The sequence below is a fragment of the Micromonospora sp. NPDC004336 genome (genome assembly GCF_053602615.1).
In genome coordinates, this window is the sequence record NZ_JBSGDY010000016.1 from 1 (window position 1) to 24,925 (window position 24,925).

General features: G+C 73.4%; 24 protein-coding genes. 11 read left to right on the forward strand and 13 right to left on the reverse strand.

Going from position 1 to position 24,925, the window contains the following annotated elements:
* Positions 1-39: 39 nt before the first annotated feature.
* A complete protein-coding gene (locus tag ACWENR_RS06010) occupies positions 40-549 on the reverse strand; it encodes a MarR family winged helix-turn-helix transcriptional regulator (RefSeq protein ID WP_452275942.1) in 510 nt (169 codons plus the stop codon).
* 82 nt (positions 550-631) lie between these two features.
* Between ACWENR_RS06010 and ACWENR_RS06015 the strand changes: the two genes are divergently transcribed.
* Positions 632-859: a hypothetical protein gene (locus tag ACWENR_RS06015; RefSeq protein ID WP_452275943.1), complete on the forward strand. Its 228-nt coding sequence runs from the start codon at positions 632-634 to the stop codon at positions 857-859.
* Positions 860-862: 3 nt separating this feature from the next.
* On the opposite strand, the gene ACWENR_RS06020 is transcribed toward ACWENR_RS06015, so the two are convergent.
* The 5 genes from ACWENR_RS06020 to dnaA form a co-directional block, all read right to left on the reverse strand.
* On the reverse strand, positions 863-1,516 hold the full coding sequence (locus ACWENR_RS06020) for a DUF721 domain-containing protein (protein WP_452275944.1): 654 nt from the start codon (positions 1,514-1,516) through the stop codon (positions 863-865).
* Entirely contained in the window at positions 1,506-2,639 is a 1,134-nt protein-coding gene (gene recF, locus ACWENR_RS06025; protein ID WP_452275945.1) for a DNA replication/repair protein RecF, read from the reverse strand. The genes ACWENR_RS06020 and recF overlap by 11 nt, the downstream gene beginning before the upstream one ends.
* Positions 2,640-2,656: 17 nt before the next feature.
* Positions 2,657-3,529: a phosphogluconate dehydrogenase (NAD(+)-dependent, decarboxylating) gene (gene gnd, locus ACWENR_RS06030; RefSeq protein ID WP_452275946.1), complete on the reverse strand. Its 873-nt coding sequence runs from the start codon at positions 3,527-3,529 to the stop codon at positions 2,657-2,659.
* A gap of 40 nt (positions 3,530-3,569) precedes the next feature.
* The gene (gene dnaN, locus ACWENR_RS06035; RefSeq protein WP_452275947.1) at positions 3,570-4,703 is read right to left on the reverse strand and encodes a DNA polymerase III subunit beta; all 1,134 of its coding nucleotides are present in this window, start codon (positions 4,701-4,703) and stop codon (positions 3,570-3,572) included.
* A gap of 818 nt (positions 4,704-5,521) precedes the next feature.
* Positions 5,522-7,408 carry a chromosomal replication initiator protein DnaA gene (dnaA, locus tag ACWENR_RS06040; RefSeq protein ID WP_452275948.1) on the reverse strand — a complete coding sequence of 629 codons (1,887 nt, stop codon included), beginning with the start codon at positions 7,406-7,408 and terminating at the stop codon, positions 5,522-5,524.
* 632 nt (positions 7,409-8,040) lie between these two features.
* Between dnaA and rpmH the strand changes: the two genes are divergently transcribed.
* From rpmH to ACWENR_RS06085, 9 genes are all read left to right on the forward strand, one after another.
* The gene (rpmH, locus tag ACWENR_RS06045; RefSeq protein ID WP_091100492.1) at positions 8,041-8,178 is read left to right on the forward strand and encodes a 50S ribosomal protein L34; all 138 of its coding nucleotides are present in this window, start codon (positions 8,041-8,043) and stop codon (positions 8,176-8,178) included.
* Between the two features lie 35 nt (positions 8,179-8,213).
* Positions 8,214-8,630, forward strand: coding sequence for a ribonuclease P protein component (gene rnpA / locus ACWENR_RS06050; protein ID WP_452275949.1), 417 nt, complete (start codon positions 8,214-8,216; stop codon positions 8,628-8,630).
* A 44-nt stretch (positions 8,631-8,674) separates the two neighbouring features.
* Positions 8,675-8,914 carry a membrane protein insertion efficiency factor YidD gene (yidD, locus tag ACWENR_RS06055; RefSeq protein WP_393108640.1) on the forward strand — a complete coding sequence of 80 codons (240 nt, stop codon included), beginning with the start codon at positions 8,675-8,677 and terminating at the stop codon, positions 8,912-8,914.
* A 3-nt stretch (positions 8,915-8,917) separates the two neighbouring features.
* Positions 8,918-9,907, forward strand: coding sequence for a membrane protein insertase YidC (yidC, locus tag ACWENR_RS06060; protein WP_452275950.1), 990 nt, complete (start codon positions 8,918-8,920; stop codon positions 9,905-9,907).
* Between the two features lie 215 nt (positions 9,908-10,122).
* Positions 10,123-10,722, forward strand: a complete 600-nt coding sequence (locus ACWENR_RS06065) for a Jag family protein (RefSeq protein WP_452275951.1) — start codon at positions 10,123-10,125, stop codon at positions 10,720-10,722.
* Between the two features lie 167 nt (positions 10,723-10,889).
* On the forward strand, positions 10,890-11,588 hold the full coding sequence (gene rsmG / locus ACWENR_RS06070; protein ID WP_452275989.1) for a 16S rRNA (guanine(527)-N(7))-methyltransferase RsmG: 699 nt from the start codon (positions 10,890-10,892) through the stop codon (positions 11,586-11,588).
* 272 nt (positions 11,589-11,860) lie between these two features.
* Positions 11,861-13,168: an AAA family ATPase gene (locus ACWENR_RS06075; RefSeq protein WP_452275952.1), complete on the forward strand. Its 1,308-nt coding sequence runs from the start codon at positions 11,861-11,863 to the stop codon at positions 13,166-13,168.
* Between the two features lie 27 nt (positions 13,169-13,195).
* Entirely contained in the window at positions 13,196-14,215 is a 1,020-nt protein-coding gene (locus ACWENR_RS06080) for a ParB/RepB/Spo0J family partition protein (RefSeq protein WP_452275953.1), read from the forward strand.
* A 1,704-nt stretch (positions 14,216-15,919) separates the two neighbouring features.
* The gene (locus ACWENR_RS06085) at positions 15,920-16,711 is read left to right on the forward strand and encodes a hypothetical protein (RefSeq protein ID WP_452275954.1); all 792 of its coding nucleotides are present in this window, start codon (positions 15,920-15,922) and stop codon (positions 16,709-16,711) included.
* Positions 16,712-16,936: 225 nt separating this feature from the next.
* Here ACWENR_RS06085 and ACWENR_RS06090 read toward each other — a convergent pair whose 3' ends face one another.
* Positions 16,937-17,935 (reverse strand): D-alanine--D-alanine ligase family protein, encoded by a 999-nt coding sequence (locus ACWENR_RS06090; RefSeq protein WP_452275955.1) that lies wholly within the window; start codon positions 17,933-17,935, stop codon positions 16,937-16,939.
* A 7-nt stretch (positions 17,936-17,942) separates the two neighbouring features.
* Positions 17,943-19,256 carry an aminotransferase-like domain-containing protein gene (locus tag ACWENR_RS06095; RefSeq protein ID WP_452275956.1) on the reverse strand — a complete coding sequence of 438 codons (1,314 nt, stop codon included), beginning with the start codon at positions 19,254-19,256 and terminating at the stop codon, positions 17,943-17,945.
* A gap of 292 nt (positions 19,257-19,548) precedes the next feature.
* Here ACWENR_RS06095 and ACWENR_RS06100 point away from each other — a divergent pair, with 292 nt between their 5' ends.
* Entirely contained in the window at positions 19,549-20,214 is a 666-nt protein-coding gene (locus ACWENR_RS06100; protein WP_452275957.1) for a GNAT family N-acetyltransferase, read from the forward strand.
* A gap of 33 nt (positions 20,215-20,247) precedes the next feature.
* Here the strand turns inward: ACWENR_RS06100 and ACWENR_RS06105 are convergent, their stop codons facing one another.
* The 5 genes from ACWENR_RS06105 to sigM all read right to left on the reverse strand — a co-directional run bounded on the left by ACWENR_RS06105 (position 20,248) and on the right by sigM (position 24,912).
* Positions 20,248-21,411 carry an N-acetylmuramoyl-L-alanine amidase gene (locus tag ACWENR_RS06105; RefSeq protein WP_452275958.1) on the reverse strand — a complete coding sequence of 388 codons (1,164 nt, stop codon included), beginning with the start codon at positions 21,409-21,411 and terminating at the stop codon, positions 20,248-20,250.
* 150 nt (positions 21,412-21,561) lie between these two features.
* Positions 21,562-21,885: a thioredoxin gene (trxA, locus tag ACWENR_RS06110; RefSeq protein WP_091100536.1), complete on the reverse strand. Its 324-nt coding sequence runs from the start codon at positions 21,883-21,885 to the stop codon at positions 21,562-21,564.
* Positions 21,886-21,917: 32 nt separating this feature from the next.
* Positions 21,918-22,871, reverse strand: a complete 954-nt coding sequence (trxB, locus tag ACWENR_RS06115) for a thioredoxin-disulfide reductase (RefSeq protein ID WP_452275959.1) — start codon at positions 22,869-22,871, stop codon at positions 21,918-21,920.
* 182 nt (positions 22,872-23,053) lie between these two features.
* Positions 23,054-24,082, reverse strand: coding sequence for a hypothetical protein (locus ACWENR_RS06120; protein WP_452275960.1), 1,029 nt, complete (start codon positions 24,080-24,082; stop codon positions 23,054-23,056).
* Complete coding sequence (sigM, locus tag ACWENR_RS06125) at positions 24,079-24,912, reverse strand: RNA polymerase sigma factor SigM (RefSeq protein WP_452275961.1); 834 nt, start codon at positions 24,910-24,912, stop codon at positions 24,079-24,081. Before sigM ends, ACWENR_RS06120 begins: the two co-directional genes overlap by 4 nt.
* Positions 24,913-24,925 lie beyond the last annotated feature (13 nt).

The window sequence follows — 24,925 nt, forward strand, 5'->3', positions numbered from 1 at the left end:
GGCCGGGCCGCAATCGACCGGGCTGCGCCGGACCGCCGGTCACCCCTCGGCCGCCGGGCCGCCCTCGGCCGGCTGGCCGCGCTCGACGGGCGGGGCGGCGGCGTCGGCGCGGTTGGCTGCGGCGATGACCCGGGTGAGCACGGTGTGCAGGTGCCGCAGGTCCTCGATCGGCAGGCCGAGCCGCTCGACGATCGCGGGCGGAATCTGCTCGGCGCGCGCCCGGAGCGCCTGCCCGGCCGGGGTCAGCGTCACCGCCAGGCTCCGCTCGTCGGCCGGGTCCCGCTCCCGGCGGACGTAGCCGTTCGCCTCCAGGCGCTTGAGCAGGGGCGACAGCGTGCCCGGGTCGAGCTGCAACAGGCGGCTCAGCTCGCGCCCGGACAGGGGCGCGCGCTGCCACAGCGCGAGCATCACCAGGTATTGCGGGTGGGTCAGCCCCATCGGCTCCAGCAGCGGCCGGTAGACACCGACGACCCCCCGCGCGGCGACGGAGAGCGCGAAGCACACCTGCTGCTCCAGGGCCAGGGGATCCCCGTCGAACTGGTCGGGCACGGCGGCTCCCTCCTCTCGTCGTTGCGATCGTAGCAATCGTTGGTGTACAAAGCATTCGTACACCAACGAAAGAGGTCGGGCGATGGGCGAGGAGAAGCCGACACCGAAGGCCCCCGGCGAGGGCGGGCGCCTGATGGCCTGGGCCTTCCGCCACCTGGCGGGCCCCTCGGAGGTCCAGGGCGCCGTGCAGGGCGGCTCGAACCATGCCCGGGAGGGGTGGAAGCAGGACCTGGAGCGGCGCAAGCAGTGGAGCCGCGAGCAGCGGGAGCGCAAGCGCGCCGAGCGGGAGGCCCGGCGCGGCGGTGCCTGACCGTCAGCCGTAGGTGTCCCGGGGGCCGCGGCCGCGCACCCGGCGGGGCCCCTTCGACCAGGACGGCGCGGCGGGGCCGTGGATGTGCAGCTTGCGCACCACGTTGTGGCCGACCTCGCTGGCGATCTGCTTCAGCAGCGAGCCGGCCAGCAGGCGCAGCTGGGTGGCCCAGGCCGTCGACCGCGCCTCCACGGTCAGCTCCCCGTCCTCCAGCTTCACCGGCCTGCTGTGCTGGGCCACCTCCGGGCCCACCACCCGCTCCCAGGCGCCGAACACCGTCGCCTCGGCCGCCGGCTGCTGCCAGCCCCGCGCCTTCACCAGCCGGTTGAGCACCGCGCCGAGGGGCTGCGGGTCGCGCGGGTCGGGCCCCGGGCCGGAGTAGCCGCGCAGCCGCCGCGGGGAGTCGCCGTCGCCACCCGCGCCCGCGCCGGGGGTACGCCGACGCGTGCGCGCCGCCGCCTCCCGGCGGGCCCGGGCCGCGTCGAGCACCGCCCGGGCCAGTTCCGGCCCGCTGGCGCCCCCCGCCGCGTCGCCGCCGACCGGTGCACCGGAACCGGCAGCCGCGTCACCGCCGCCCCCGCCGTCGGCCGCCCCGCCGCGACCGGCCGCCCCGCCGCGTTTCGGGCCCAGGCGGGCGGGTGGCAGCTCATCCGACACGCCGCACCGTCCCCTCGCCCACGGCGTACCGGACGCCGCGCAGGGCCGCCGGCACGTCGTCGTCGACCGCGCAGGTCACCAGCAGCTGGCTCGCCCCGCCGACCAGCTCCGCCAGCCGCTCCCGCCGCCCGGTGTCCAGCTCGGCGAAGACGTCGTCCAGCACCAGCACCGGCTCGATGCCGTCGGAGCGGAGCAGGTCGTACCCGGCCAGCCGCAGCGCGAGCGCGTACGACCAGGACTCGCCGTGGCTGGCGTACCCCTTGGCGGGCAGCGGGCCCAGCGTCAACGCCAGCTCGTCGCGGTGCGGGCCGACCAGCGTGGTGCCCCGCTCGACCTCGGCGGAGCGGGACTCGGCGAGCGCGGCGGTCAGCGCCGCCGCGAGCGCCTCCCGGTCGGTGGTCGGCTCCGCCAGCTCCACCGAGGGCCGGTACGCGATCCCGGCGGCCCCCCGGCCCGCCGCCACCGCGTCGTACGCCTTGCCGACGTGCGGGGTCAGCGCGGCGACCAGCTCCAGCCGGCCGGCGAGCAGCTCCGCGCCGTGCCGGGCCAGGTGGGTGTCCCAGACCGCCAGGGTCGACAGGTCCCCGCCCCGCGACCCGCCCGTCTTGCGGGCCAGGTACGCGGTGCGCAGCAGGGCGTTGCGCTGCTTGACCACCCGCTCGTAGTCGGCGCGCACCCCGGCGTACCGGGGCTGGCGGCTGACCAGCAGGTCGTCGAGGTAGCGCCGGCGCTCCGCCGGATCGCCCCGGACGAGTTCCAGGTCCTCCGGCGCGAACAGCACCAGGCGCAGCGCGCCGAGCACGTCGCGCGCCCGCCGGGCCGGCGATCGACCGAGCCGGGCCCGGTTGGCCTTGCCCGGGACGATCTCCAACTCGACCAGCAGCTCGCGCCCCTCGTGCACCACGGCGCAGCGGATCACCGCCGAGGCGGCGCCCATCCGGACCAGGGGGGCGTCCGTGGCGACCCGGTGCGAATCCAGGGTCGCCACGTAGCCCAGCGCCTCGACCAGGTTGGTCTTGCCGACGCCGTTGGCGCCGATCAGGACGTTCGCCCCCGGCTCCAGGTCCACGCCGACCCGCTCGTACGAGCGGAAGTCGACCAGTTCGAGCCGGCGGACGTACACAGGTGCGTGGATTCCGGTCAGCGCTTGCGGACGGCGTGCCCGCCGAACTGCTGGCGCAGCGCGGCGACGGCCTTCATGGCGGGCGAGTCGTCCTGGCGGGAGGCGAACCGGGCGAAGAGCGAGGCGGTGATGACGTTCAGCGGCACGGCGAGCCGGACCGCCTCGTCGACCGTCCACCGGCCCTCGCCGGTGTCCTCCGTGTAGCCGCTCAGCTCGGCCAGCTCCGGGTCCTCGTCGAGGGCCCGGTCGAGCAGGTCGAGCAGCCAGGAGCGGACCACGGTGCCCTCGCGCCAGGACTTGAAGACCCCCGGCACGTTGGTGACCAGCTCGGACTTCGCCAGCAGCTCGTAGCCCTCGGCGTAGGCGTGCATCAGGCCGTACTCGATGCCGTTGTGCACCATCTTGGCGTAGTGCCCGGCGCCGACCGGCCCGGCGTGCACGAAGCCGAACTCGCCCTCCGGCTTCAGCGACTCGAAGATCGGCATGAGCCGGTCGACGTGCTCCCGGGCGCCGCCGACCATCAGCGCGTAGCCGTTCTGCCGGCCCCAGACGCCGCCGGAGACGCCGACGTCGATGTAGCCGATGCCCTGCTCGTTGAGCCGCTCGGCCCGCGGGGCGTCGTCGCTGAACCGCGAGTTGCCGCCGTCGATGACGATGTCGCCCTCGCCGAGGACGCCGGCCAGCTCGTCGATGGTCGCGTCGGTGACCCCGGCGGGAACCATGACCCAGACGGCGCGCGGCGACTCCAGCTTCTCCGCCAGCTCCGCCAGGCTCGCGACGTCGCTCAGCTCCGCGTTGTGGTCGAAGCCGACCACCTCGTGCCCGGCGGCGCGCAACCGCTCGCGCATGTTGCCGCCCATCCGGCCGAGCCCTACCAGGCCGAGCTGCATCTGTTCCTACCTCCGTGCGTCGGGTCGTTCTCGGGCGCGATCAGCGGGAGACGCGGATCGGCATGATGAGGTAGCGGTACCCGGGGATGACCTCGCCATCCTCGCCGGCGGGCGAAATCACCGCCGGCTTGAAGGCGTCGACGAACGACAGCACGGCGAACTGGGCCCCCAGGTTGGCGAGGCCGTCGATCAGGTACTGCGGGTTGAAGCCGATGGTCAGCGGGTCGCCGGTGAAGGTGGCCTCCATCGCCTCGCTGGCCCGCGCCTCCTCGGTGCCGCCCGCCTCGACGACCAGGCCGTCGGCGCTGAAGCTGAGCAGTACCGGGGTGGTCCGCTCGGCGACCAGCGCGACCCGCTTGACGACCTCGATCAGCGTGCTGACGGGCACCCGGGCCTCGGCGTTGTGGCTGGCCGGGAAGAGCGAGCGCACCGGCGGGTAGTTCGCGCCGTCGAGCAGCCGGCTGGTGGTGCGCCGGGTGCCGCCGGCGAAGCCGATCATGCCCTCGCCGGCCGCGCCCTGGGAGAGCGCCATGGTGACCTGGCCGCCGAGCGGGCCGAGCGCCTTGGCGGTGTCGTGCAGGGTCCGGGCCGGCACGAGGGCGTTGATGCTCACCTCGGGGTCGTCCGGGTTCCACTCCATCTCGCGCAGCGCCAGCCGGTAGCGGTCGGTGGCGAGCATGGCCAGCGTGGTGCCGGTGAGCTCGATGCGTACGCCGGTCATCATCGGCAGCGTCTCGTCGCGGCCGGCGGCGACGGCGACCTGGGCGACCGCGGCGGCGAAGGCGGCCGCGTCGACGGTGCCGGTGCTCTCGGGCATCTCCGGCAGGGACGGGTAGTCCTCCACCGGCATGGTGGGCAGGGTGAACCGGGCGCTGCCGCAGACCAGTTCGAGGTGCGCCCCGACGGCGGCGATGTCCACCGGCTTGGCGGGCAGCGCCTTGGTGATCTCGGCGAGCAGCCGGCCGGAGACGAGGGCCGCGCCGTCCGCGTCGCCCTGCACCTCGACGGTCACCTGGCTGGAGACCTCGTAGTCGAAGCCGGAGACCTGCAGGTTGCCGTCGGTGACGCGCAGCATCACGCCGGCGAGCACCGGCACGGACGGCCGGTTGGGCAGGCTCTTCGCGGTCCAGGCCACGGCCTCGGCGAGCGCGTCGCGCTCCACTCGGAACTTCATCAATGCCTCCGCGTCGACGTCAGCGACAACTCTCTCATGCCGACCGCTGCCTACCGACCCGCCTGTCCGTGCGGGTACCCATCGCACCTTAGGGCGCGCGGGCATCGGCTGTGCGCCCGACCCCGTGGACTCCCGGTGCTGCCGGAGCCCGCCCACGGCGGATCCGGCCGATCCACAGGAAGTCCAACGGTGGTGATTGGTTTTTGTTGTCTTAGAAGAGATAACTCGTCATCTTCATCGCACCTGTGCAAACTGTGGAGAACCGACGTCTGCGCAGGTCAGACACGTTATCCACCGGTGGTTTGGCTGTGGAGAACCGGGGGTAAAACCCGTGTCGCGATCCACAGGCGCCCGCCGCCCCCCAGGTTGTCCACCGTTGTCCACCGGTTGTCCACCGGTAATCCCCAGACTTTCTCCCCAGTCCTGTGGACGAACGGAACCGACCCGACGGGCTTCATCCCCAGAACCTTCAACAGCTTGCCCACAGGCCGACCGTCGTCGGTGGACAACCGCCGGGTTGTCCCCAGGCGTCCACAGGCTCGTCCCCAGGGTTTGTCCACAACCTGTGGGTAACCGGGGCGTGGACGGACGGTAGTTTTCCACTGGCTGTGGACAACGAGATGTGGACAACGATCCGGGCGGTGGTCGGTCACGCCCCCGATGCTGTGGCCTACACCATGTCGAGGGTCAAGCCCACCGGCTGTGGAAAAGCGGGAACGCCCGGCCGGTGGTCCCGGCCGGGCGTTCCCGTCGCTGTCGTCGGCCCGCGCGCCGGCGGGCGTACGCGGCCTCGGTTCGGCGCGTACCGGGCGCGTCGCTCAGGTGTTCTGCTTGATCCGGTTCGTCAGCTCGGCGATCTGGTTGTAGAGCGAGCGGCGCTCGGCCATCTGCTGACGGATCTTGCGGTCGGCGTGCATGACGGTGGTGTGGTCCCGCCCGCCGAAGGCCTGCCCGATCCGGGGCAGCGACAGGTCGGTCAGCTCCCGGCACAGGTACATGGCCACCTGGCGGGCGTTCACCAGCACCCGGGAGCGGGAGTGCCCCCGCAGGTCCTCCAGGCTGACGCCGAAGTAGTCGGCCGTCGAGACCATGATCTGGTCGGCGGTGATCTCCGGCCCGGCGCCGTCGGGGATGAAGTCCCGCAGCACCTCCTCGGCCAGCGACAGCTCGACCGTCGACCGGGTCAGGCTGGCGAACGCCGTCACCCGGATCAGCGCGCCCTCCAGCTCCCGGATCGAGTTCGACACCCGCGAGGCGATGAACTCCAGCACGTCCGGTGGGGCGTAGAGGCGCTCCTGCGCCGCCTTCTTCTGCAGGATCGCGATCCGGGTCTCCAGGTCCGGCGGCTGGATGTCGGCCAGCAGCCCCCACTCGAACCGGGTACGCAGCCGGTCCTCCAGCGTCGCGAGCTGCTTCGGCGAGCGGTCGGAGGTGATGACGATCTGCTTGTTGGCGTTGTGCAGGGTGTTGAAGGTGTGGAAGAACTCCTCCTGCGTGCGCTCGCGGGTCTCCAGGAACTGGATGTCGTCGATGAGCAGGATGTCGACGTCGCGGTAGCGCCGCTGGAACGCGCTGGTCTTGTCGTCCCGGAGCGAGTTGATGAAGTCGTTGGTGAACTCCTCGGTCGAGACGTACCGGACCGAGCGGGCGTTGCCCAGCGTCGTGGCGTAGTGCCCGATGGCGTGCAGCAGGTGCGTCTTGCCCAGCCCCGAGCTGCCGTAGATGAACAGCGGGTTGTACGCCTTCGCCGGCGACTCGGCCACCGCGACGCTCGCCGCGTGGGCGAAGCGGTTGGACGAGCCGATGACGAACGTCTCGAACATGTACTTCGGGTTGAGCCGGTTGCCGCCGCTCTCGGCGCCGCCGGGCAGCCGCCGGTCGTCCCGGCCGCCGGGCCGGTGATCCACGCCACCCCGGCCGGGCCCGCTGTCGGTGCCGGTGTCCCGGGGCAGCGCCCGGATCACGTGCTGGTCGCGGGGGGAGACGGCGTCCTCGCGGTAGCGCGGCTCGAAGCCGCGGGCGTCGGTGGCCGGCGGATCGAGCCGGGCGGCCCGGTCGTCGAAGCCGCGCCGCTCGGGTGCCCGCCGGGCCGGCGCCGGCCGGTCGGGCCGCGGCGGCTCGGCGAAGGCCGTGCCGAACAGGGTCTCCTGGCCGTCCGGGTCGCCTGGGCCGGGGCGGCGCCCGGCGTCGACCGGACCGTCGGGCCGACGCTCCGGGTGCGCCTGCTCGGGGATGAGCGGCGACTGCCCGCCGTCGAGGGCCGCGCCGTCGAGGAGGCCCACCGCCGCGCCGTCGAACGTCACCGGCCCGTCGCCGAGGTCACGTGCGCCGTCGCCGAAGTCACGTGCGCCGTCGCCGGGGTCGCGCGGCGCGCCGTCGTGGTTGGCGGGCGGGGGCTCCGGCGCGCTCCGGTAGACGGTGCCGGCCGGTCGGCCGGAGCCGTCGTCGGCCACGCGCACGGTCACCGCGACCTGGATCGGCCGGCCCAGCCGGCGGGTGAGGGCCTCGGTGATCGCCGGGCGCAGCCGGGACTCGATCACGTCCCGGGTGAAGGCGTCCGGGACGGAGAGCAGCGCGGTGTCCTCGACGATGGCCCGCAGCCGGGTCAGCCGGAGGTAGGCCCGCTGCTGCGCGGAGATGATCTCGTCGGCGAGCTCGTCGGTCGCCGCCGTCCACACCGCGGCAAGGTCGGTCGTGCCGGTCACCGTCGTGCCACCCCCTCGCCTCTGCTCCGCCGACGCCGCCGTACGTATCCGGTCGGCCGTCCCGGGCCCGCCGCGCTCACGGGTGGAACGACGCCACCCCGGACGACCGACCGGTCCTCGTCCACAAGTTATCCACAGCCTGTGTACGTACCGATTGTGGCCGCCCGCCGGACGCGGGTCGGACCGCCCCCTGCCTGAACGGGCGCTGAAGCGGGGTTCACCGTGCCGAACGATTCACTACCCTGTCCGGTCTTGCCCGCCGGCGACGACCGGACCTTTCGACGCTGACCGCAATCGGGCACGGTAACAGCGTTGTCCGCACGCCATCAACCGCCGACGCGCGGCGGCCCCTGCCGACATCAGCGAAAATCCCCTCCGCCCGGCCGGCGGTGTGCCGGTGTCCGCCCTGCTGGCGTGTTTGACGGTGGTTGCCGCCCTGCGTAGGGTGGAACGGCTGCTCTCTCGCCCTCTGCTAGGGTGATGGGTGCTTGCTGCCCGCGGTGGCCTCCCCGCATCGCCGAGGTCCCGCGCCACCGGGCAGCACCGATCGGGGGCCACCGCCGAGGTGGCCTGGACCACCACACGACCCCGGCGACCCCTCGCCCGGGGCGTACGAAAACGGAGAGCCTGACGTGAGCAAGCGCACCTACCAGCCGAACACCCGCCGGCGCGCGAAGACCCACGGCTTCCGGCTGCGCATGCGCACCCGTGCCGGCCGCGCCATCATCTCGACCCGTCGCTCCAAGGGCCGCGCCCGCCTGTCGGCCTGAGGCCGACCGGGTCGGTCCGGGGGACGTGGGCAGTCGTGCTGGCGGCCGCACAGCGACTGCGGCGCAGCACTGACTTCGCCGCAGCGGTCCGGGGTGGCCGCCGCGCCGGCCGCGGCGCGGTCGTGGTCCACCTGAGCCTGCCGTCGACCCCCGACGCCGCGACAGCAACCTCGCCGGAGCCGGCGCGGAGCAGCGGTGCGGAGCAACCCTCCGCGCCGGCCCGCGCCGGCTTCGTCGTGTCCAAGGCCGTGGGCAACGCGGTGGTCCGCAACCGGGTCCGACGCCGGCTGCGACACCTGGTCCGCGAGCGGCTGGCGGAGCTGCCCCCGGGCGGCACCCTGGTCGTACGCGCACTGCCGGCCGCGGCCGAGGCGTCGTACGCGCGGCTCGGCACCGACCTGGACGCGGCGATCACGGCTGCGCGGGCGCCCCGCGGGCGGCGGTCCCGGTGACCGCCGGCCCGGCCGCGCCACGGCCCCCGACGATCGGTGCCCGGGTGCTGAGCGGCCCCATCATCGCGTACCGTCGGTGGATAAGTCCGGCTCTGCCGGCCCGCTGTCGGTTCTACCCGTCGTGCAGCGCCTACGCCCTGGAGGCGGTGGGTCGGCACGGCGCGATCCGGGGAGCTGGCCTGACGGTCCGGCGGTTGTTGCGCTGCCACCCCTTCCACCCAGGTGGACACGACCCGGTGCCGGAGCCGGGCGGCCGCCGCCGTGCCGATGTGACTGGAGCCTGAGAATTGAGTCTCGACTGGATCTACTACGCGATTTCGTGGATCCTGCTGGCCTGGCATGGGGCCTGGGACGCCATTGGGGTGCCGGACGCGGCGGTCATCGGCACCAACTGGGCCTGGATCCTCGCCATCATCTTCCTGGTGGTCACCGTCCGGGTGATCCTCTTCCCGATCTTCGTCAAGCAGATCAAGTCGCAGCGCGCCATGCAGGCGCTCCAGCCGCAGGTCAAGGCGCTGCAGGAGAAGCACAAGGGTGACCGGGAGACGCTCCAGAAGGAGATGATGGAGCTCTATCGGAAGGAAAAGGCCAACCCGCTCATGGGCTGCCTTCCGATGTTCCTCCAGATCCCGGTCTTCCTCGGCCTCTTCCACGTGCTGCGGCGGCTCAACCCCGACAAGAGCGAGGCCGGCAAGACCCTCTACGGCTGGACGGTCGGCCAGTTCGAGAGCGCCTCCGCCGCGAAGCTCTTCACCGCCCCGATCGCCGGCAAGTTCGGCTCGACGGCCGAGGAGCTGGCCCGGCTCGGCGCCAACGGCACCACCGTCAAGGTCATCGCCGGCATCCTGGTCCTGATCATGATGGGCACCACGTACCTCACCAGCCGTCAGATGATCCTCAAGACGGGCTGGGCCGAGGACCCGCAGCAGCGGATGATCCAGAAGCTGATGCTCTACGGCATCCCGCTCTCGCTGCTCATCTCCGGTGCGATCTTCCCCATCGGTGTGATCATCTACTGGGTCACCAACAACCTTTTCACCCTCGGTCAGCAGCAGTGGGTGCTGCGCAAGTTCCCGCCGCCGGTGACCGCCACCGGCAAGCCGGGCACCTCGCCCCGCAGCCCGGTGCAGCCGGCCAAGACCGGCGGCCTGCTGGGCCGCGCCAAGTCCGCCCCGCAGGCCCCGGCCAAGCCGGCCGCGCCGAAGGTCGCCGGCCCCAAGCCGGGCGCCAAGCCGGCCAACCCCAAGAAGGGCCGCCCCGCCAAGCGGCAGGGCTGAGGACCTCCGGGCCGTCGTCGGGAGACCGGCGGCGGCCCGTTCCGCACCGCGCAGCCGCCGTACGGCCGGCGCCGGGCGGAACCCGCCGCGCGCGGCGCGGTCGCGGGCGACACTGCCCGTACGACAGACGTGCCCGTGGGCACCGGCGACCTCCCGCCGACCCCGGGAAACCAGCGGACCCGACGGTCCGGCCGAGCGAGTACGGAGATGAGACCGTGACCGACACCAGCACCCCCCGCGCTGACCAGTCCCTGGACGACGAGGGGACCGAGCCGACCGCGGTGAACGACGACACCGAGGAGACCGAGGAGACCGGCGAGGAGCCGGCCGCCAAGGAGAAGAAGGCCGTCGGCGAGAGCGAACTGTTCCGGCAGAGCGAGATCGCGGCCGACTACGTCGAGGGCCTGCTCGACATCCTCGACTACGACGGCGACATCGACGAGCTGGTGTCCGGCGGCCGTCCCGTCGTCGAGGTGGTCGGGGGTCGGCTGCAGAACCTGGTCGGCCAGCGCGGGGCCACCCTGGAGGCCCTCCAGGAGCTCGCCCGGCTCGCCGTCTTCCGGCAGACCGGCACGCCGAGCCGGCTGCTGCTCGACGTCGGCGGCTACCGGGCGAACCGCCGCAAGGAACTTGCCGCCGTCGCCAAGAACGCCGTCGAGAAGGTCAAGGAGTACGGCGAGCCCGTGCGCCTGGAGCCGATGTCGGCGTTCGAGCGCAAGTGCGTGCACGACGTCGTCAACGCGATGAGCGGCGTCGAGAGCGAGTCCGAGGGTGTCGAGCCGAACCGACGCATCATCGTCCGGCCGGCGGACTGACCGGGGTGACTCACGACGACACCGCGGCCGGTGCCGCGGCCGGCCCGGGTGGCACGCCGCCCGGGCCGTCGCCTGTCCGGCCCGACTCGCCCGTACCCTCCGACGGCACCCCGGCGTCGGCCGGCGGAACCGTCCCCTCGCCGGCCGACGCGGTGCTGCCGCCGGAACTGGCCGGCGCCGCCCGCACCCTCTTCGGCGACCGGCTCGACCTGGCCGCCGCGTACGCCGAACTGCTGGCCACCGACGGCGTGGTGCGCGGCCTGATCGGGCCGCGCGAGGCACCCCGGATGTGGGACCGACACCTGCTCAACTGCGCGGCGGTGGCCGAGCGGATCCCGGAGGGCGCGACGGTGCTGGACGTCGGCTCCGGCGCGGGCCTGCCCGGTCTGGTGCTGGCGATCGCGCGACCGGACCTGACCGTGACCCTGATCGAGCCGCTCGCCCGACGCACCTCCTTCCTCATCGAGGCGGTGCAGCAACTCGGGTTGGCGAAGACGGTCCGCGTGTTCCGGGGGCGCGCGGACGAGGCGGCCACGGGCTCGTCGGGCGTCGGCCCGCTGAGCGGTGACGTGGTCACGGCCCGCGCCGTCGCGCCGCTCGACCGGCTGTCGGCGTGGTGCCTGCCGCTGGTCGTGTCCGGCGGCCGGCTCGTCGCCCTCAAGGGCGCGTCGGCGGCCGACGAAATCGCCGAGCACGCGGAGACGGTGGCCCGGCTCGGTGGCGGCGAGCCGCAGGTGCACCGCTGCGGCGAGGGGGTCATCGACCCGCCGACGACCGTGGTGGAGATCGTGCGGGAGCGGATGGTCGGCACCGCCCGGCCCAAGGCGCCGAAGCGGTCCCGCGGTGGCCGGTCCCGCCGGCGCTGAATCCACTTCGGAGGCGACGCCGGAACGGGCGTCCCGGCCGGCGGTTGGCTCGTTGAACCACGCGGGTGGACGGAAGGGATGCGAACCCGACGTGGACCGGCTGCGCCCGTGAGCCGTAGGCTGGCCGCGCGTCGATAGTGTGGAGCGGGCGGTATCGGACGTTCACCGGGTCCCGACCGCTCCCGCCGGGCCGTACGCTCCGCGGTGCGAGCGCACGTGCGGCCAGTTGACGGGGATGCGGGCCGACCATCCGAAGCGGGCAGGGATGACAGGTGCATGACGACGGCAGGTACGACGATCCACGCGTGACCGGGGCAGCGGGCGATCCCGTTTCACGTGAAACCGACTACCCGAGCTGGTCGCCCGCCGGGCCGTCCGGCGGCCCGTCGACCCGGCCGCCGGACTGTGACCCGATCGTCGGGCGGGAGAGCCGCCCGGCGCTGCCCGCCGCCCGACCGGCTGCGGACGGTCCGGCGCGCACCGGCAACTCGACCGGCGGTCGGGTGATCCCCATCCGCCGCCACACCTCGGCCTCGGCGCGGTACGAATCCCCGGTGCCGCAGCAGCCGACCCCGGACGCGGTGCCGGACGCCGCTCCCGAGCCCGTACCCGTCACCGACACGCCCGCGTCCCCGGCCGGAGCCTACGGGCCCGCCGTCACCGAGGACGCGTACGTTTCACGTGAAACCCCGACGCGCGAAGAGGATGACCCACCGTTGGCTATGGAGGCGATGCGCGCCGTGCAGATCCTGAATCCGAGTGGCGAGGTCACCATGCCTCGCCCGGAGCGGACCCGGGTCATGTGCGTCGCGAACCAGAAGGGCGGCGTGGGTAAGACCACGACCACGGTGAACCTTGCGGTGGCGCTCGCCCTGCACGGCAACCGTGTGCTGGTGGTCGACCTGGACCCGCAGGGCAACGCCTCCACGGGGCTGAACGTGCCGCACCACACCGGGGTGCCGGACGTCTACGACTGCCTCATCAACAGCGTGCCACTGGAGGAGGTCGCCCAGGGCGTCGAGGGCATCCCCAACCTCTGGTGCGTACCGGCCACGATCGACCTGGCCGGCGCGGAGATCGAGTTGGTGTCGGTGGTCGCCCGCGAGTCCCGGCTGGCCCGGGCCATCGCCGCCTACCCCGGCCACTTCGACTACGTCTTCATCGACTGCCCGCCGTCGCTCGGCCTGCTCACGGTGAACGCGCTCGTCGCCGCCCAGGAGGTGCTCATCCCCATCCAGTGCGAGTACTACGCGCTGGAGGGGCTGAACCAGCTGATCAACAACATCAACCTGGTTCGGCAGCACCTCAACCCGAAGCTCGAGGTCTCCACGATCCTTCTCACCATGTACGACCGGCGTACGCGGCTGGCCGACGCGGTCGAGCAGGACGTGCGGAACCACTTCGGCGACAAGGTGCTCCAGGCCGTGATCCCGCGTAACGTCCGCGTCTCCGAGGCACCGAGCTACGGCCAGTCCGTGATGACCTACGATCCGGGATCGCGGGGAGCCACGAGCTACTTCGAGGCCGCTCAGGAGATCGCCGAGCGTGGCGTCAAGGAGCCGGTGAGCCGGAATGCGTAGTGCGGAACAGTCGCTGGGAGGCGTGGCATGAAGAACCGTCCTCGGGGCGGTCTGGGTCGGGGCCTGGGGGCGCTCATCCCGACCGGACCGGCGCCGACCGCCACCGCCACGGTTGAGCCGGCACCACCCGCCGCCGTCGTCGACACCCCGTCGGAGCCGTCGCCGCCGGTGGCCGGTCCGGCCGCCACGCCACCGGTCGAGCCCGAACCCGTGCTCAGCCCGGTGCCCGGTGCGCGGTTCGCCGAGATCCCGGTCGACGCGATCGTGCCGAACCCGAAGCAGCCCCGGCAGATCTTCGACGAGGAGGCCCTGGAGGAGCTGAAGACCTCCATCCAGGAGGTCGGCTTCCTCCAGCCGATCGTCGTACGGCAGCTCGACGACGAGAAGTACGAACTCGTCATGGGCGAGCGGCGCTGGCGGGCCGCGCAGGCGGTCGGGCGGGAGTCCATCCCCGCCATCGTCCGCGACACGCGGGACGACGCGATGCTCCGGGACGCGCTGCTGGAGAACATCCACCGGGCCAACCTCAACCCGCTGGAGGAGGCCGCCGCGTACCAGCAGCTGCTGGACGAGTTCGGCGCCACCCACGAGGAACTCGCCCGCCGGATCGGCCGGAGCCGCCCGCAGATCTCGAACACGATCCGGCTGCTCAACCTCCCGGCGCCGGTGCAGAAGCGGGTCGCCGCCGGCATCCTCTCCGCCGGGCACGCCCGGGCGCTGCTGAGCCTGGACGAGCCGGAGGCACAGGAGCAGTTGGCCCTCCGGATCGTCGCCGAAGGGCTCTCGGTCCGCGCGACGGAGGAGATCGTCGCCCTGGCGCTGAGCGACGGCCCCACGAAGAAGGAGGCGGCCCGCCGCCGGCCGAAGCCGCACGCGCCCGCTCTGACGGATCTGGCCGACCGCCTCTCCGACCGCTTCGACACCCGCGTGAAGGTCGACATCGGCCGGAGCAAGGGCAAGATCACGATCGAGTTCGCGACGGTGGACGACCTGGAGCGGATCGTCGGCATCATCGGCGTCGGCCAGGAAGAGGAGCCGGAGGCCTGACCCCCGCATCGCCGGCCGCGTGACCCGTCCGGGTCGCGCGGCCGCGCCATGTGGAGACCCCGACCCTTCGGGCCGCGCTGGCTGTTTCCGATTTCGCGGTCGGGGTCCTGGGCTGCCTCTGGCCGGTTCGGGGGTGGTCGGGGTCTGGGACCGCGTGTGGGGCCGGCGGGGGTGGTCGAGAGCCTGGGACCGTGTATGAGCCGGCCGGCTGGTCGGGAGTTTGGGACCGCGTATGGGGCCGGCCGGCTGGTCCGGAGTTTGAGACCGCGTATGGGCCGGTCCGGTTCCGGTGGTCGGGGTTCGGGTCGCGCTGGCGATCTGCGTCCGGCGGGTCCGTACCGATCCCTTCGCCACGTCGTCGGTCGGGGTCTGACCGGGCGGGAATCCGTGCCATCGGTTGCGTTGTCGCGCCGGCTCCTGTGCCTGGGTTCGCGTCGGCCGCTTGGCTCGGGCGTCGCAATCCCGCGGCATGCTTCGCGGTCGGCAGCAACGATGGTTCGCCTCTTCGTTCGTCACCAGCCCGCTCCTTGCCTGCGGGTCGCTCGTCGGTCCGCCAGCGGGCCCCCTCAATCGGCCGCCAACGCCGTTGCCTGCGGCTGCCCCCACTGGCCGACACAGACGGCGAGTGCCGCCCCTGAGAAGCCGTAGAGAGGCGTTTGCGACGCAGCTCGGCATGGCTCACCCCCACGGTCGCAAGACGCACTGCTTGGCATGGCCCACCCAGCGGTCGCAAGACGCACGCACTTCCCGGCATGGCCCACCTGACGGTCGCGCGCGGTCCACCCGGAGCGCCCTCGACTCCACTCCCGGTCAGCACGTCGGCGTTTCACGTGGAACGAGAGCGAGCCGGCACCGGCCGGCGAGACCAAGGCTGCGATCGGAACGCTTCTCGGCTCCTCCTCGACGGACGGTCGTCGAGGTCTCGCTGTTTCACGTGAAACTGGTACCGCCCCCGCTCCTCCTTCTCTCCGGGTTCGTATCCGAGGAAGCCGTCGGCCACGCGAGAGAAAAAGCGCTTACGCCTCCTGCGCCCGCCTTACCCGGGGCGATCCGCACCCCTCGGCCCCTGCGGTGCTCCAACGCATCACGACCCTTCCTCGCCGACCGACGCCCCCCGCTGGCCGAGGCCGCAGCCCGGACCGGCTCCCGTGCCGAACCGTTTCGAGGCCGCCCGGCGGCGGCGCGGGCGGCGCTCGGGGTGCCGGCTTGTGTCCGCATGCCGCCGGCGCGTCGCGGCCGCGCCGCCGAACTGTCCACGCCGGCACCAGGCTTGCGCCAGCGAGCGGAGTCGGTCGGTGTGGCGGGCGCTCGCCCCGGTCGCGCCGCCCGCGCCGCCCGCCGCGCGCTCGCGGGTCGGGTGCCCGCCGTCGACGTCTCGCCGGCCAAGGCCCGCCCCGAGGCACGCGCGTGGCGGCGCCCATGACCCCGCACCGCACGAACGCCGGGGGTTTCACGTGAAACGGCTCTCGGGCCGTCCCTCAGCACGCCGAAAGTTATCCACACGAGTTATCCACAGGCCGACCCGGTTTCACGTGAAACCCCGCGTGAAACCGGGTGCCGACCTGTGGATGACGGGGTGTGTCGGGCGTCTCAGCGGCCTGTGGATACCTGTGGACAACGCGCGCACCCGGCCGGCTTGATCGGACCGGTCAGCCGATCTTCCGGGTAGGGACAGCAGTGCCGGAAGCGGTTAGTGTCAGCGTCGTGCGCGACACCCCTCCCTCAGTCCCGGACTTCACCCAGTGGCCGTCCTTTCCCTTCGAGGGCGACCTTCGTGTCAAGCAACTCGACGATCCGGTCCCCGTCGAACCGCCCCGTCGGGGCGAGGGGCACCGGGAATGCACCGCCTGCAACGCCCCCGACGACGCCTACATCTGGGTGGGCGAGCGCTGGCGGGTACGCGCCATGGACCGCCCCACCGGTCTGCCGATGGTGCTGATCCTGGAGTCCCGTTCGCATCTGGATCTCGGCGACCTGCCGAACCTGCTCGCCGCGGAGCTGGGGGTGATGACCGTACGCCTGGAGCGGGCGATCCGTTCCCTGGACGGAGTCGCCCGGGTGCACGTCAACCGCTGGGGTGACGGGTCGGCCCACCTCCACATGTGGTTCCTCGCCCGGCCCTACGGCCAGCTACAGCTCCGCGGGACCTTCCTCTCCCTGTGGGATTCGATCCTGCCGCCCATCTCCGAGGCGCAGTGGCGAGAGAATCTCGCCCTAGTGGCCGCGTGGCTGGCGGAGTTCGGGGGCCGACCTCTCGCCGAGCCGTCGCGCATCCAGTGGCAGACCCCGGCCAGCTTCGCCGGGCAGCCGCCGGTCGAGGTCGAGGCGGCGGAGGGTGAGGCCGTATCCGTGATCGGGTCCGCCGAGGAGACTCCCCTCCTGCCCGCCGAGCAGTGGACGGACGAGACCGCCGCGCACCGAACAGACGAGGCCGCCGAGCGCCGGGAGGACGAGGCGCCGCCCCGGGCACCCGGCCGTCCCTCGACTGACGCGTGACAACGGCCGGGCCCGGTCGCGTGGAGGCCGGGGCGCCCGTCCCGAATCGGGCCGGCCGCCCCGACGGCTGACGTGACCCTGCTTGCCGCGCTGCTCAGGCCCGCCCTGCTCCCCGCGAGCCTGCTCACAGGCGACCGGGTCCGCCCGGGATCGGGGCCCGCTGACGCGCCACGGGCGGCCACCGGGGATCCGGCCGGCCGCCCGTGGCGAGGGAAGGGGTTTCTGTCAGTCGTGGCGCTTCGCCGCGCGCGCCACGAGCGTGCCGATCATCGCGCCGAAGTCCAGCCCGGCCGCCTGCACCGCGAGCGGCAGCAGCGAGGTCTCGGTCATCCCCGGCGAGACGTTGACCTCCAGTACGTGCGGCTGCCCCGCCGAGTCCACGATCAGGTCGACGCGGCTGAGGTCACGCAGACCGAGCGCGGTGTGCGCGGCGAGCGCAACCTCGGCGACAGCGTCGGCCACCTCCGGCTCCAGCCGCGCCGGGGTGTGCCAGGTCGTCCGGCCGGCGGTGTAGCGGGCGGCGTAGTCGTACACGCCGTTGCGGGGCACGATCTCCACCGCCGGCAGGGCGCGTGGCCCGTCGCCCAGGTCGACCACGGAGACCGCCACGTCCATGCCGGGCACGTACCGCTCGACGAGCGCCGTCTGGTCGTACGCGAAACAGCCGACCATCGCGGCCGGCAGGGACGCGGCGTCCCGGACCACGGCGGCACCCAGCCCCGAGCCGCCCTGCGCGGGCTTGACCATCAGCGGCAGCCCCAACCGGTCGACGATCCGGTCCAGCACCGCCACCGCGCCCAGCTCCGAGAAGCGGTCGTGCGGGAGCGCCACCCAGTCGGGGGTGGGGATGCCGGCCTCGCGGAGCACCGCCTTGGCGGACGGCTTGTCCCAGGCGAGCCGGGACGCGCGGGCGTCGCACCCCACGTACGGGACGCCGCAGAGGTCGAGCACGCCGCGCAGCGAGCCGTCCTCGCCGGTCGCGCCGTGCAGGGCGATGACGACGGCGTCCGGCGGGTCGACGCTCAGGGCCGGCAGCAGGGTGACGTCGGCGTCCCGCAACTCGGCGTCCACCCCGACCGCGCGCAGCGCGTCGAGCACCCGGCGGCCGGACCGGAGCGACACGTCGCGTTCGTAGGAGAGGCCGCCGGCGAGCACCAGGACCCGCAGGTCGGCGGTGACGGCGGAGTCGGTCACGACGGAACGGTCGGCAGCGGTGGGAGCCATGCCGGAATCATGCCAAGTCGGGGCCCGGCGCGTCCGAGCCGGCCTGCCCACGCCGCGTGCCGGGACGGCCGACGGCGCCGAACACCCGCCGCATGGCGATGTCCTGCTCCATCACGCCGGCCAGCCGGCGCACCCCCTCGCGGATCCGCTCGGGCGACGGGAAGGAGAAGTTGAGCCGCATGTTGCCGCTGCCCGTGCCGTCGGCGTAGAACCCGGTGCCCGGCACGTACGCGACCCGCGCCGCGATCGCGCGCGGCATCATCGCCTTCGAGTCCAGGCCGTCGGGCAGGGTCGCCCAGACGAAGAGGCCGCCGCCCGGCGTCGTCCAGGTGGTGCCCGCCGGCATCAGGTCCTCCAGGGCGGCGAGCATCGCGTCGCGCCGCTCCCGGTAGACCTCGCGGTAGACCTTGAGCTGCTCCCGCCAGGGCATGGTGCCGAGATAGGTCGAGACGGCGGCCTGCGCGTAGCCGCTCGGGCAGAGGATCTGCGCCTCGCTGGCGATCACCAGCTTGTCGCGGACGGCGTGCGGCGCGAGGATCCAGCCCACCCGCAGCCCGGGGGCGAAGGTCTTGGAGAAGGTGCTGAGGTAGAAGACGCCGTCGCGGCGGCGCGCGCGCAGCGGCGCCGGCGCCTCCCCCTCGAAGCCCAGCTGGCCGTACGGGTCGTCCTCGACGACCAGCAGGCCGGCCCGCTCGCAGATGTCGAGCACCCGCTCCCGGCGCTGCTCGGTGAGCGTCACGCCGGTCGGGTTCTGGTAGGTCGGGATGGTGTAGAGGAACTTCACCCGCCGGCCGGCGCGCGCCTGCTCGGCGATGGCCGTCTCGAGCGCCTCCGGGATCAGCCCGTCGTCGTCCATCGGCACGTGCACCACCTGCGCCTGGGCGGCCTGGAAGACCCCGAGCGCGCCGACGTAGGTCGGGCCCTCGGCGAGCACCACGTCACCCGGGTCGAGGAAGAGCCGGGCCACCAGGTCGAGCGCCTGCTGCCCGCCGACGGTGACCACCACGTCCTCAGGGGAGGCCCCGCAGGCGGCGTCGATGCCGGAGAGCGCCATCACCTCGCAGATCCGCTCGCGCAGCTCCAGGGTGCCCTGGCCGATGCCGTACTGGAGGGTGGTCGCGCCGTGCTCGGCGCCGAGCCGGCCGAGCATCTCACCGACCGCGTCGAGCGGCAGCGCGGCGATGTAGGGCGCGCCACCGGCGAGCGAGACCACCTCCGGGCGGCTGGCCACCGCGAAGAGCGCGCGGATCTCCGAGGCGGTCATGCCCCGCACGCGGCGGGCGTACCGGTCGGTGTAGTCGTCGAGCGTCGTGCCGGTCATGACATCACCTCGATGGCTGCTCGGGTGGCTCCCGCCCCTGCGTGCCCGGGACACCGGCGGCCATGGCGACGCGGGACGCCGGATGTCGATCCTAGTCGCTCCTGACCAGGACAGTCGCCGCGACGTGACCGGCGTCCACATCGCGGGCCGCCGGCGGGCGCCCGGAGGCGGGCATTCGCGCGTCCTCTCCCGTGGCGTCCGTAACACGCGTACGATCGCTCGTCGGGGGCAGGAAGGCGGCGTTGTCGTTCCGTGCCGGTCTCACCTCCGAGCCTAATGTGGGGATGCGCCAATGTCGCGACGTCTGGTCAGCTTGACCCTCGACACCCTGGAGGACCTGCCTCGGCCCTGCCGGCAGTGCGTCTACTGGGAGCTTGATCCGGTTTCGGCGGACCGCGCCTGCGCGACGGGCGACCCGGGGCTGGAGAAGGAGGCGTGGGTCTCGCAGACCCTGCTGGAGTGGGGCTCCTGCGGCAAGCTGGTCTACGTCGACGGCATGCCGGCCGGTTTCGTCCTGTACGCCCCGCCGGCCTACGTGCCCCGCTCGATGGCGTTTCCCACGTCGCCGGTCTCGGCCGACGCGGCGCTGCTGATGACGGCCAACGTCGTGCCCGCCTTCGCCGGTGGCGGCCTGGGCCGGATGCTGGTCCAGGGGGTGGCCCGGGACCTCACCAAGCGGGGGATCAAGGCGATCGAGGCGTTCGGCGACGCCAAGTTCGGCGACGCGGCGGACCCGGCCGGCACCTGTGTCGCCCCGGCCGACTTCTTCCTCTCGGTGGGCTTCAAGACCGTCCGACCGCACCCCCGCTTCCCCCGGCTACGCCTGGAGCTGCGCACGGCGCTGAGCTGGAAGTCCGACGTCGAGTACGCGCTGGAGAAGCTGCTCGGCTCGATGAGCCCCGAGACGCTGCTGCGTCCCGTCCGCCCCGCCCCGGCCACCCGCTCCGCCGCCGGCTGACCCCTGCGCCGGGCGCATGGCGGCGGTGCGGGCTCAGTCCACGACCGTGCCGGCGGCCACCACCGCCCGCAGCTCGCTCACGTCGATCGAGCCGGTCGGCACGTCCCGCTCGATCGGGAAGTACATCCGCTGCACCGCGGCCACGACCGCCTCGGCCACCCGGTCGCGGAACCGGGGGTCGACCAGCCGGGCCCGGTCGTCGGGCGAGGTGAGGTAGCCGACCTCGACGCGTACGGCCGGCATCCGGGTCAGCCGGAGCAGGTCCCACGCCTTGGCGTGGGTGCGGCAGTCGCGCAGCCCGGTACGCGCGACGATCTCCCGCTGCACGAGCCCGGCGAGCCGCTCCCCGGTCGCCGAGGTGACCCCGTTGTCGGTGCCGTAGTGGTAGGTCGCCACGCCCTCGGCCGCCGGGTTGGCGTGCCCGTCGAGGTGCAGCGAGATGAACACGTCCGCCCCGAGCGAGTTGGCCAGTTCCGCCCGCTCGACGTCCGGCAGGCAGGCCTCCGGGGCGGGACCGCGGGTGAGCTGCACCCGGACGCCGGAGGCGGCGAACCGGCCCTCCAGCCGGTTGGCCAGGTCGTGCACCAGGTCGGCCTCGGTCCACCGCAGCCGCCCGTCCGGCACCACCACGCCCGGGTCGGTGCCCCCGTGGCCGGGGTCGATCACCACGGTCCGTCCCACCAGGGCCGGGCCGGACTGCCGGATGGCGTCGGACTCGCGCAGCCACTGCGGCCGCCCGCCGACGACCTTGCGTCCGAGCCGGCGCAGCGCGTTCATGGTGTGCGGTCCGCACGAGCCGTCGGGGGTCAGCCCGACCTCGCGCTGGAACTGGGCGACCGCCCGCGAGGTCCGTACGCCGTAGATGGCGTCGGCGCGCCCCACGTCGTACCCCATCTCCAGCAGTCGCTCCTGCAGTGACCGGACGTCCTCGCCGGTGAGCGGCTCGGGGACCGCGTGGTAGAGGGTGCGGGCACCGAGCCGCCAGCGGGCGGCGTCCAGGGCCCGCCAGGTCTCCGCACCGACCCGACCGTCCACGCTGAGCCCCCGCGACTGCTGGAAGGCCCGCACGGCGCGTTCGGTGTGGGCGTCGAACTCGTCGGCGTCGGGCGCCGTCGGCGGGAGCAGGTCGAGGCCGGTCAGCACAGCACGGATCTCCGTGACCGCGGCTCCACGGTCACCGGGTCGGATCGGACGCACGCACGACCCCCTCTGCACGGACGCTGGCTGGCCGGGCGGCCCAGGGTTGAGGCTATGCGCTGGCGGAGCCCGAGGTGCGGGGTGCCGGGAAAAAGACGTCGACCCCGCACCCGGTCCACCGGGTGCGGGGTCGACGTGCGGACGCCCTGCTCAGAGTGCCGATTCGATGAGCTTGACCAGCTCGCCCTTCGGCTTGGCGCCGGCGATCGACTGCACCGGCTCGCCGTTCTTGAACACCGTGAGGGTCGGGACCGACATCACCCGGTAGGCGCGGGCGGTCTCCGGGTTCTCGTCGATGTTGACCTTGACGATGGTGACCTGGTCGCCCATCTCGCCGGCGATCTCCTCCAGCAGCGGTGACACCTTGCGGCACGGCCCGCACCACTCGGCCCAGAAGTCCACCAGAACCGGCTTGTCGGACTTCAGCACGTCGGCGGCGAAACTGGCGTCGGTGACCGACTTCGTTGCTCCCACTATGACCCTCCTCCGGGATGTGTTTCGGTTGTTCAGCCCTGCAGCGTGGCGATGAAGCGCTCGGCGTCCAGCGCGGCGGCGCAGCCCGTACCGGCGGCGGTGATCGCCTGCCGGTAGGTGTGGTCCACCAGGTCGCCGGCGGCGAAGACACCGGGCACGCTGGTCCGGGTGCTCGGCGCCTGGACCTTCACGTAGCCCTCGTCGTCCAGCTCCACCTGGCCCCGGAAGAGCTCGCTGCGCGGGTCGTGGCCGATGGCGACGAAGACGCCGGTGACGTCGAGGACCTTCGACTCGCCGGAGTGCGTGTTGCGCACGCGTACGCCGGAGACCTTGCCGTCCTCGCCGAGGATCTCCTCGACCACCGTGTTCCACTCGACCTTGATCTTGTCGTTGCCGAGCGCCCGCTCGGCCATGATCTTGCTCGCCCGGAAGGAGTCCCGGCGGTGGATGATGGTGACCGACTCGGCGAACCGGGTGAGGAAGCTGGCCTCCTCCATCGCCGAGTCGCCGCCGCCGACGACCACGATGTGCTGGTTGCGGAAGAAGAAGCCGTCACAGGTCGCGCAGGACGACACGCCGTGGCCCAGGTATTCCTGCTCGCCGGGGACGCCCAGCGGCCGCCACGCGGAGCCGGTGGAGAGGATGACGGCCTTGGCCCGGTAGGCGGTCTGGCCCACCCAGACGGTGCTGACCGCGTCGGAGCCCACGCTGCCGGTGTCGGTCAGCTCGACCCGCGTCACGTCGTCGGTGAGGAACTCGGCACCGAACCGCTCGGCCTGCTTGCGCATGTTGTCCATCAGCTCGGGGCCGAGGATGCCGTCGGCGAAACCGGGGAAGTTCTCCACCTCGGTCGTGGTCATCAGCGCGCCGCCGGACTGCACGCCCTCGATGATGAGCGGCTTGAGATTGGCGCGCGCCGCGTAGACCGCCGCCGTGTAGCCGGCCGGCCCTGAGCCGATGATGATCAGGTTGCGGACCTCGTCCACTGCCGTCTCCCGATAGTGTTGTTCGCCACCGGCGCGCGCACCGATGCCGATCCGATGCCGACGCCCTCAGCGAGTGCCGGCAGCCTGATGTGCAGAACGTCATCGTACGAACCGGGGATTCCCGAGCCGGTCATCCGGTGGGTCAGGTCACGTGGACGGTGAAACGCCCGATGGCCGCGGATTCACCCTACCCGCGTGCGGTAGCGGCTGTCGGAGCCGGATCCGGGGACGCCGCACTCCGGCCCGCTCGCCCACGCCCAGCGCGCGCCCGTGCCGTCGGTGAACCGCACGACGAGCGCCGGCAGCCCCTCGAACCGGGCGTACTCCACCACGTCGACGACCAGCGGGCCGGCGCCGTGCTCGGTGCCGATCTCGCGGATGCAGGCGCTCAACGCGGCCGGGTCGGCGAGCCGGTCGAGGCCGACAGCGCTGCCGGGCAGCCGCCCGCCCTCGGCCTGGATCCCGGGCCGCGAACTGGGGGTGGACTTCTCCCCCTTGCTCGTCGGCGACAACTGGGCCAGGGACCGGGGCGTGTAGTCCGTCCCGCTGCGCACCGTGGGCTCGCCGGCCCGGAACGGCGTGAGGGCGGGGCCGGCGGCCTCGGGATTCGTCGGCCGGGACGCCGTGTCCGCGACGCCGCTGTCGGCCCGCTGCTCCCGGGTGAACTGGTTGACGCCCAGCCCGACCGCCGCGATCGACACCGCGGCGAGCGCGACCGGGCCGGCCACCCGGGACCAGCGGCGGCGCCGTCGGCCCGGCCCGGTGGTCCCGCCAGGACCGGGCTCCGATCGGGGTACGCCGGCGGGGCGTCGCCCGGACCCGCCGAGCGGCTGTGCCGGCACCCCGCCCGGCCTGCCCGCCCCCGGTTCGACCGGCGACGGTTCGGCCGGCAACGGGTCGACCCGCAGCGGGTCGTCACCGGAGCCGGGCAGCGGGTCGTCGCCGGAGTCGGGCAGGGGGGCGTCCGCCAGGGCGGCGAGGAGCCGGTCGGTGACGTCCGCGGGCATCTCCGGCGCGGGCGCGGCCCAGGCGGCCAGGTCGGCCCGTACGCCCGCCACGGCGGGAGCCAGCAGCGCGTACGCCGCCGACCAGGCCTCGTCCTCGTCGACCAGGCGGGCCACGACCGCCTCGTCCGGGGTGCCGTCCAGCGCCCCGCCGACGTAGTCGGCGAGCAGGTCGTGGTCGACCTCTCCGAACCCCCGGGCCGTCACGCGTCCTCCTGGTGGGCACCCTGCCGAGACCGTCCCGACCCCGATCGGACGCCCTCGGGCGGCCCCGGGTTCCCTCGGGTGACGGGCGGCACGTCCGGATCCGCCGCCGGGGCGGGCTGTGCCGCCCTCCGCTCCGGCGACGGGCCCTGCTGTTGCGGCGACCCATGTTGCCGCGAGGGCTCCTGCCGCTGCGCGGTGCCGGGGCGCAGGTGCCCGAGCTGCGCCGCCAGGCGGGCCCGGCCCCGGGCGCACCGGCTCTTGACCGTCCCCTCGGCGACGCCGAGGATCCTGGCCACCTCGGCCACCGGATAGCCCTGCACGTCGACCAGGATCAGCGCCGCCCGCTGCTCGGCCGGCAGCCCGGCGAGAGCCTGCCGGACCACGAGCGCGGTGTCGTGGTCCTGGACGGGCGCCGCGGGCTCCACGCCCCCGGTGGCGGAGTCGGGGCCGCCGTCCCGGACCCCGTCCGGCAGCGGCACCGTGGGATGGGCCTGCCGGCGGCGGATCCGGTCCAGGCAGGCGTTCACGACGATCCGGTGCAGCCAGGTGGTGACCGCCGACTCGCCCCGGAACCGGCCGGCGGCACGGTGGGCGGACAGGAGCGCGTCCTGGAGGGCGTCGGCGGCCTCCTCGCGGTCGCCGAGCGTGCGCAGGGCCACCGCCCAGAGCCGGTCACGGTGGCGGTGGAAGAGCTCGGTGAAGGCGTACCGGTCGCCGGCCACGTGGGCGTGCAGGAGCTCCACGTCCGTCGCGGACACCGACGACGTGACCGGTGGGCCGCTCGCTCCGCCCACCGGCCCGCCGGTCGTCCGTCTGCCGCCTTCGCCCATCACCACGTCCGTC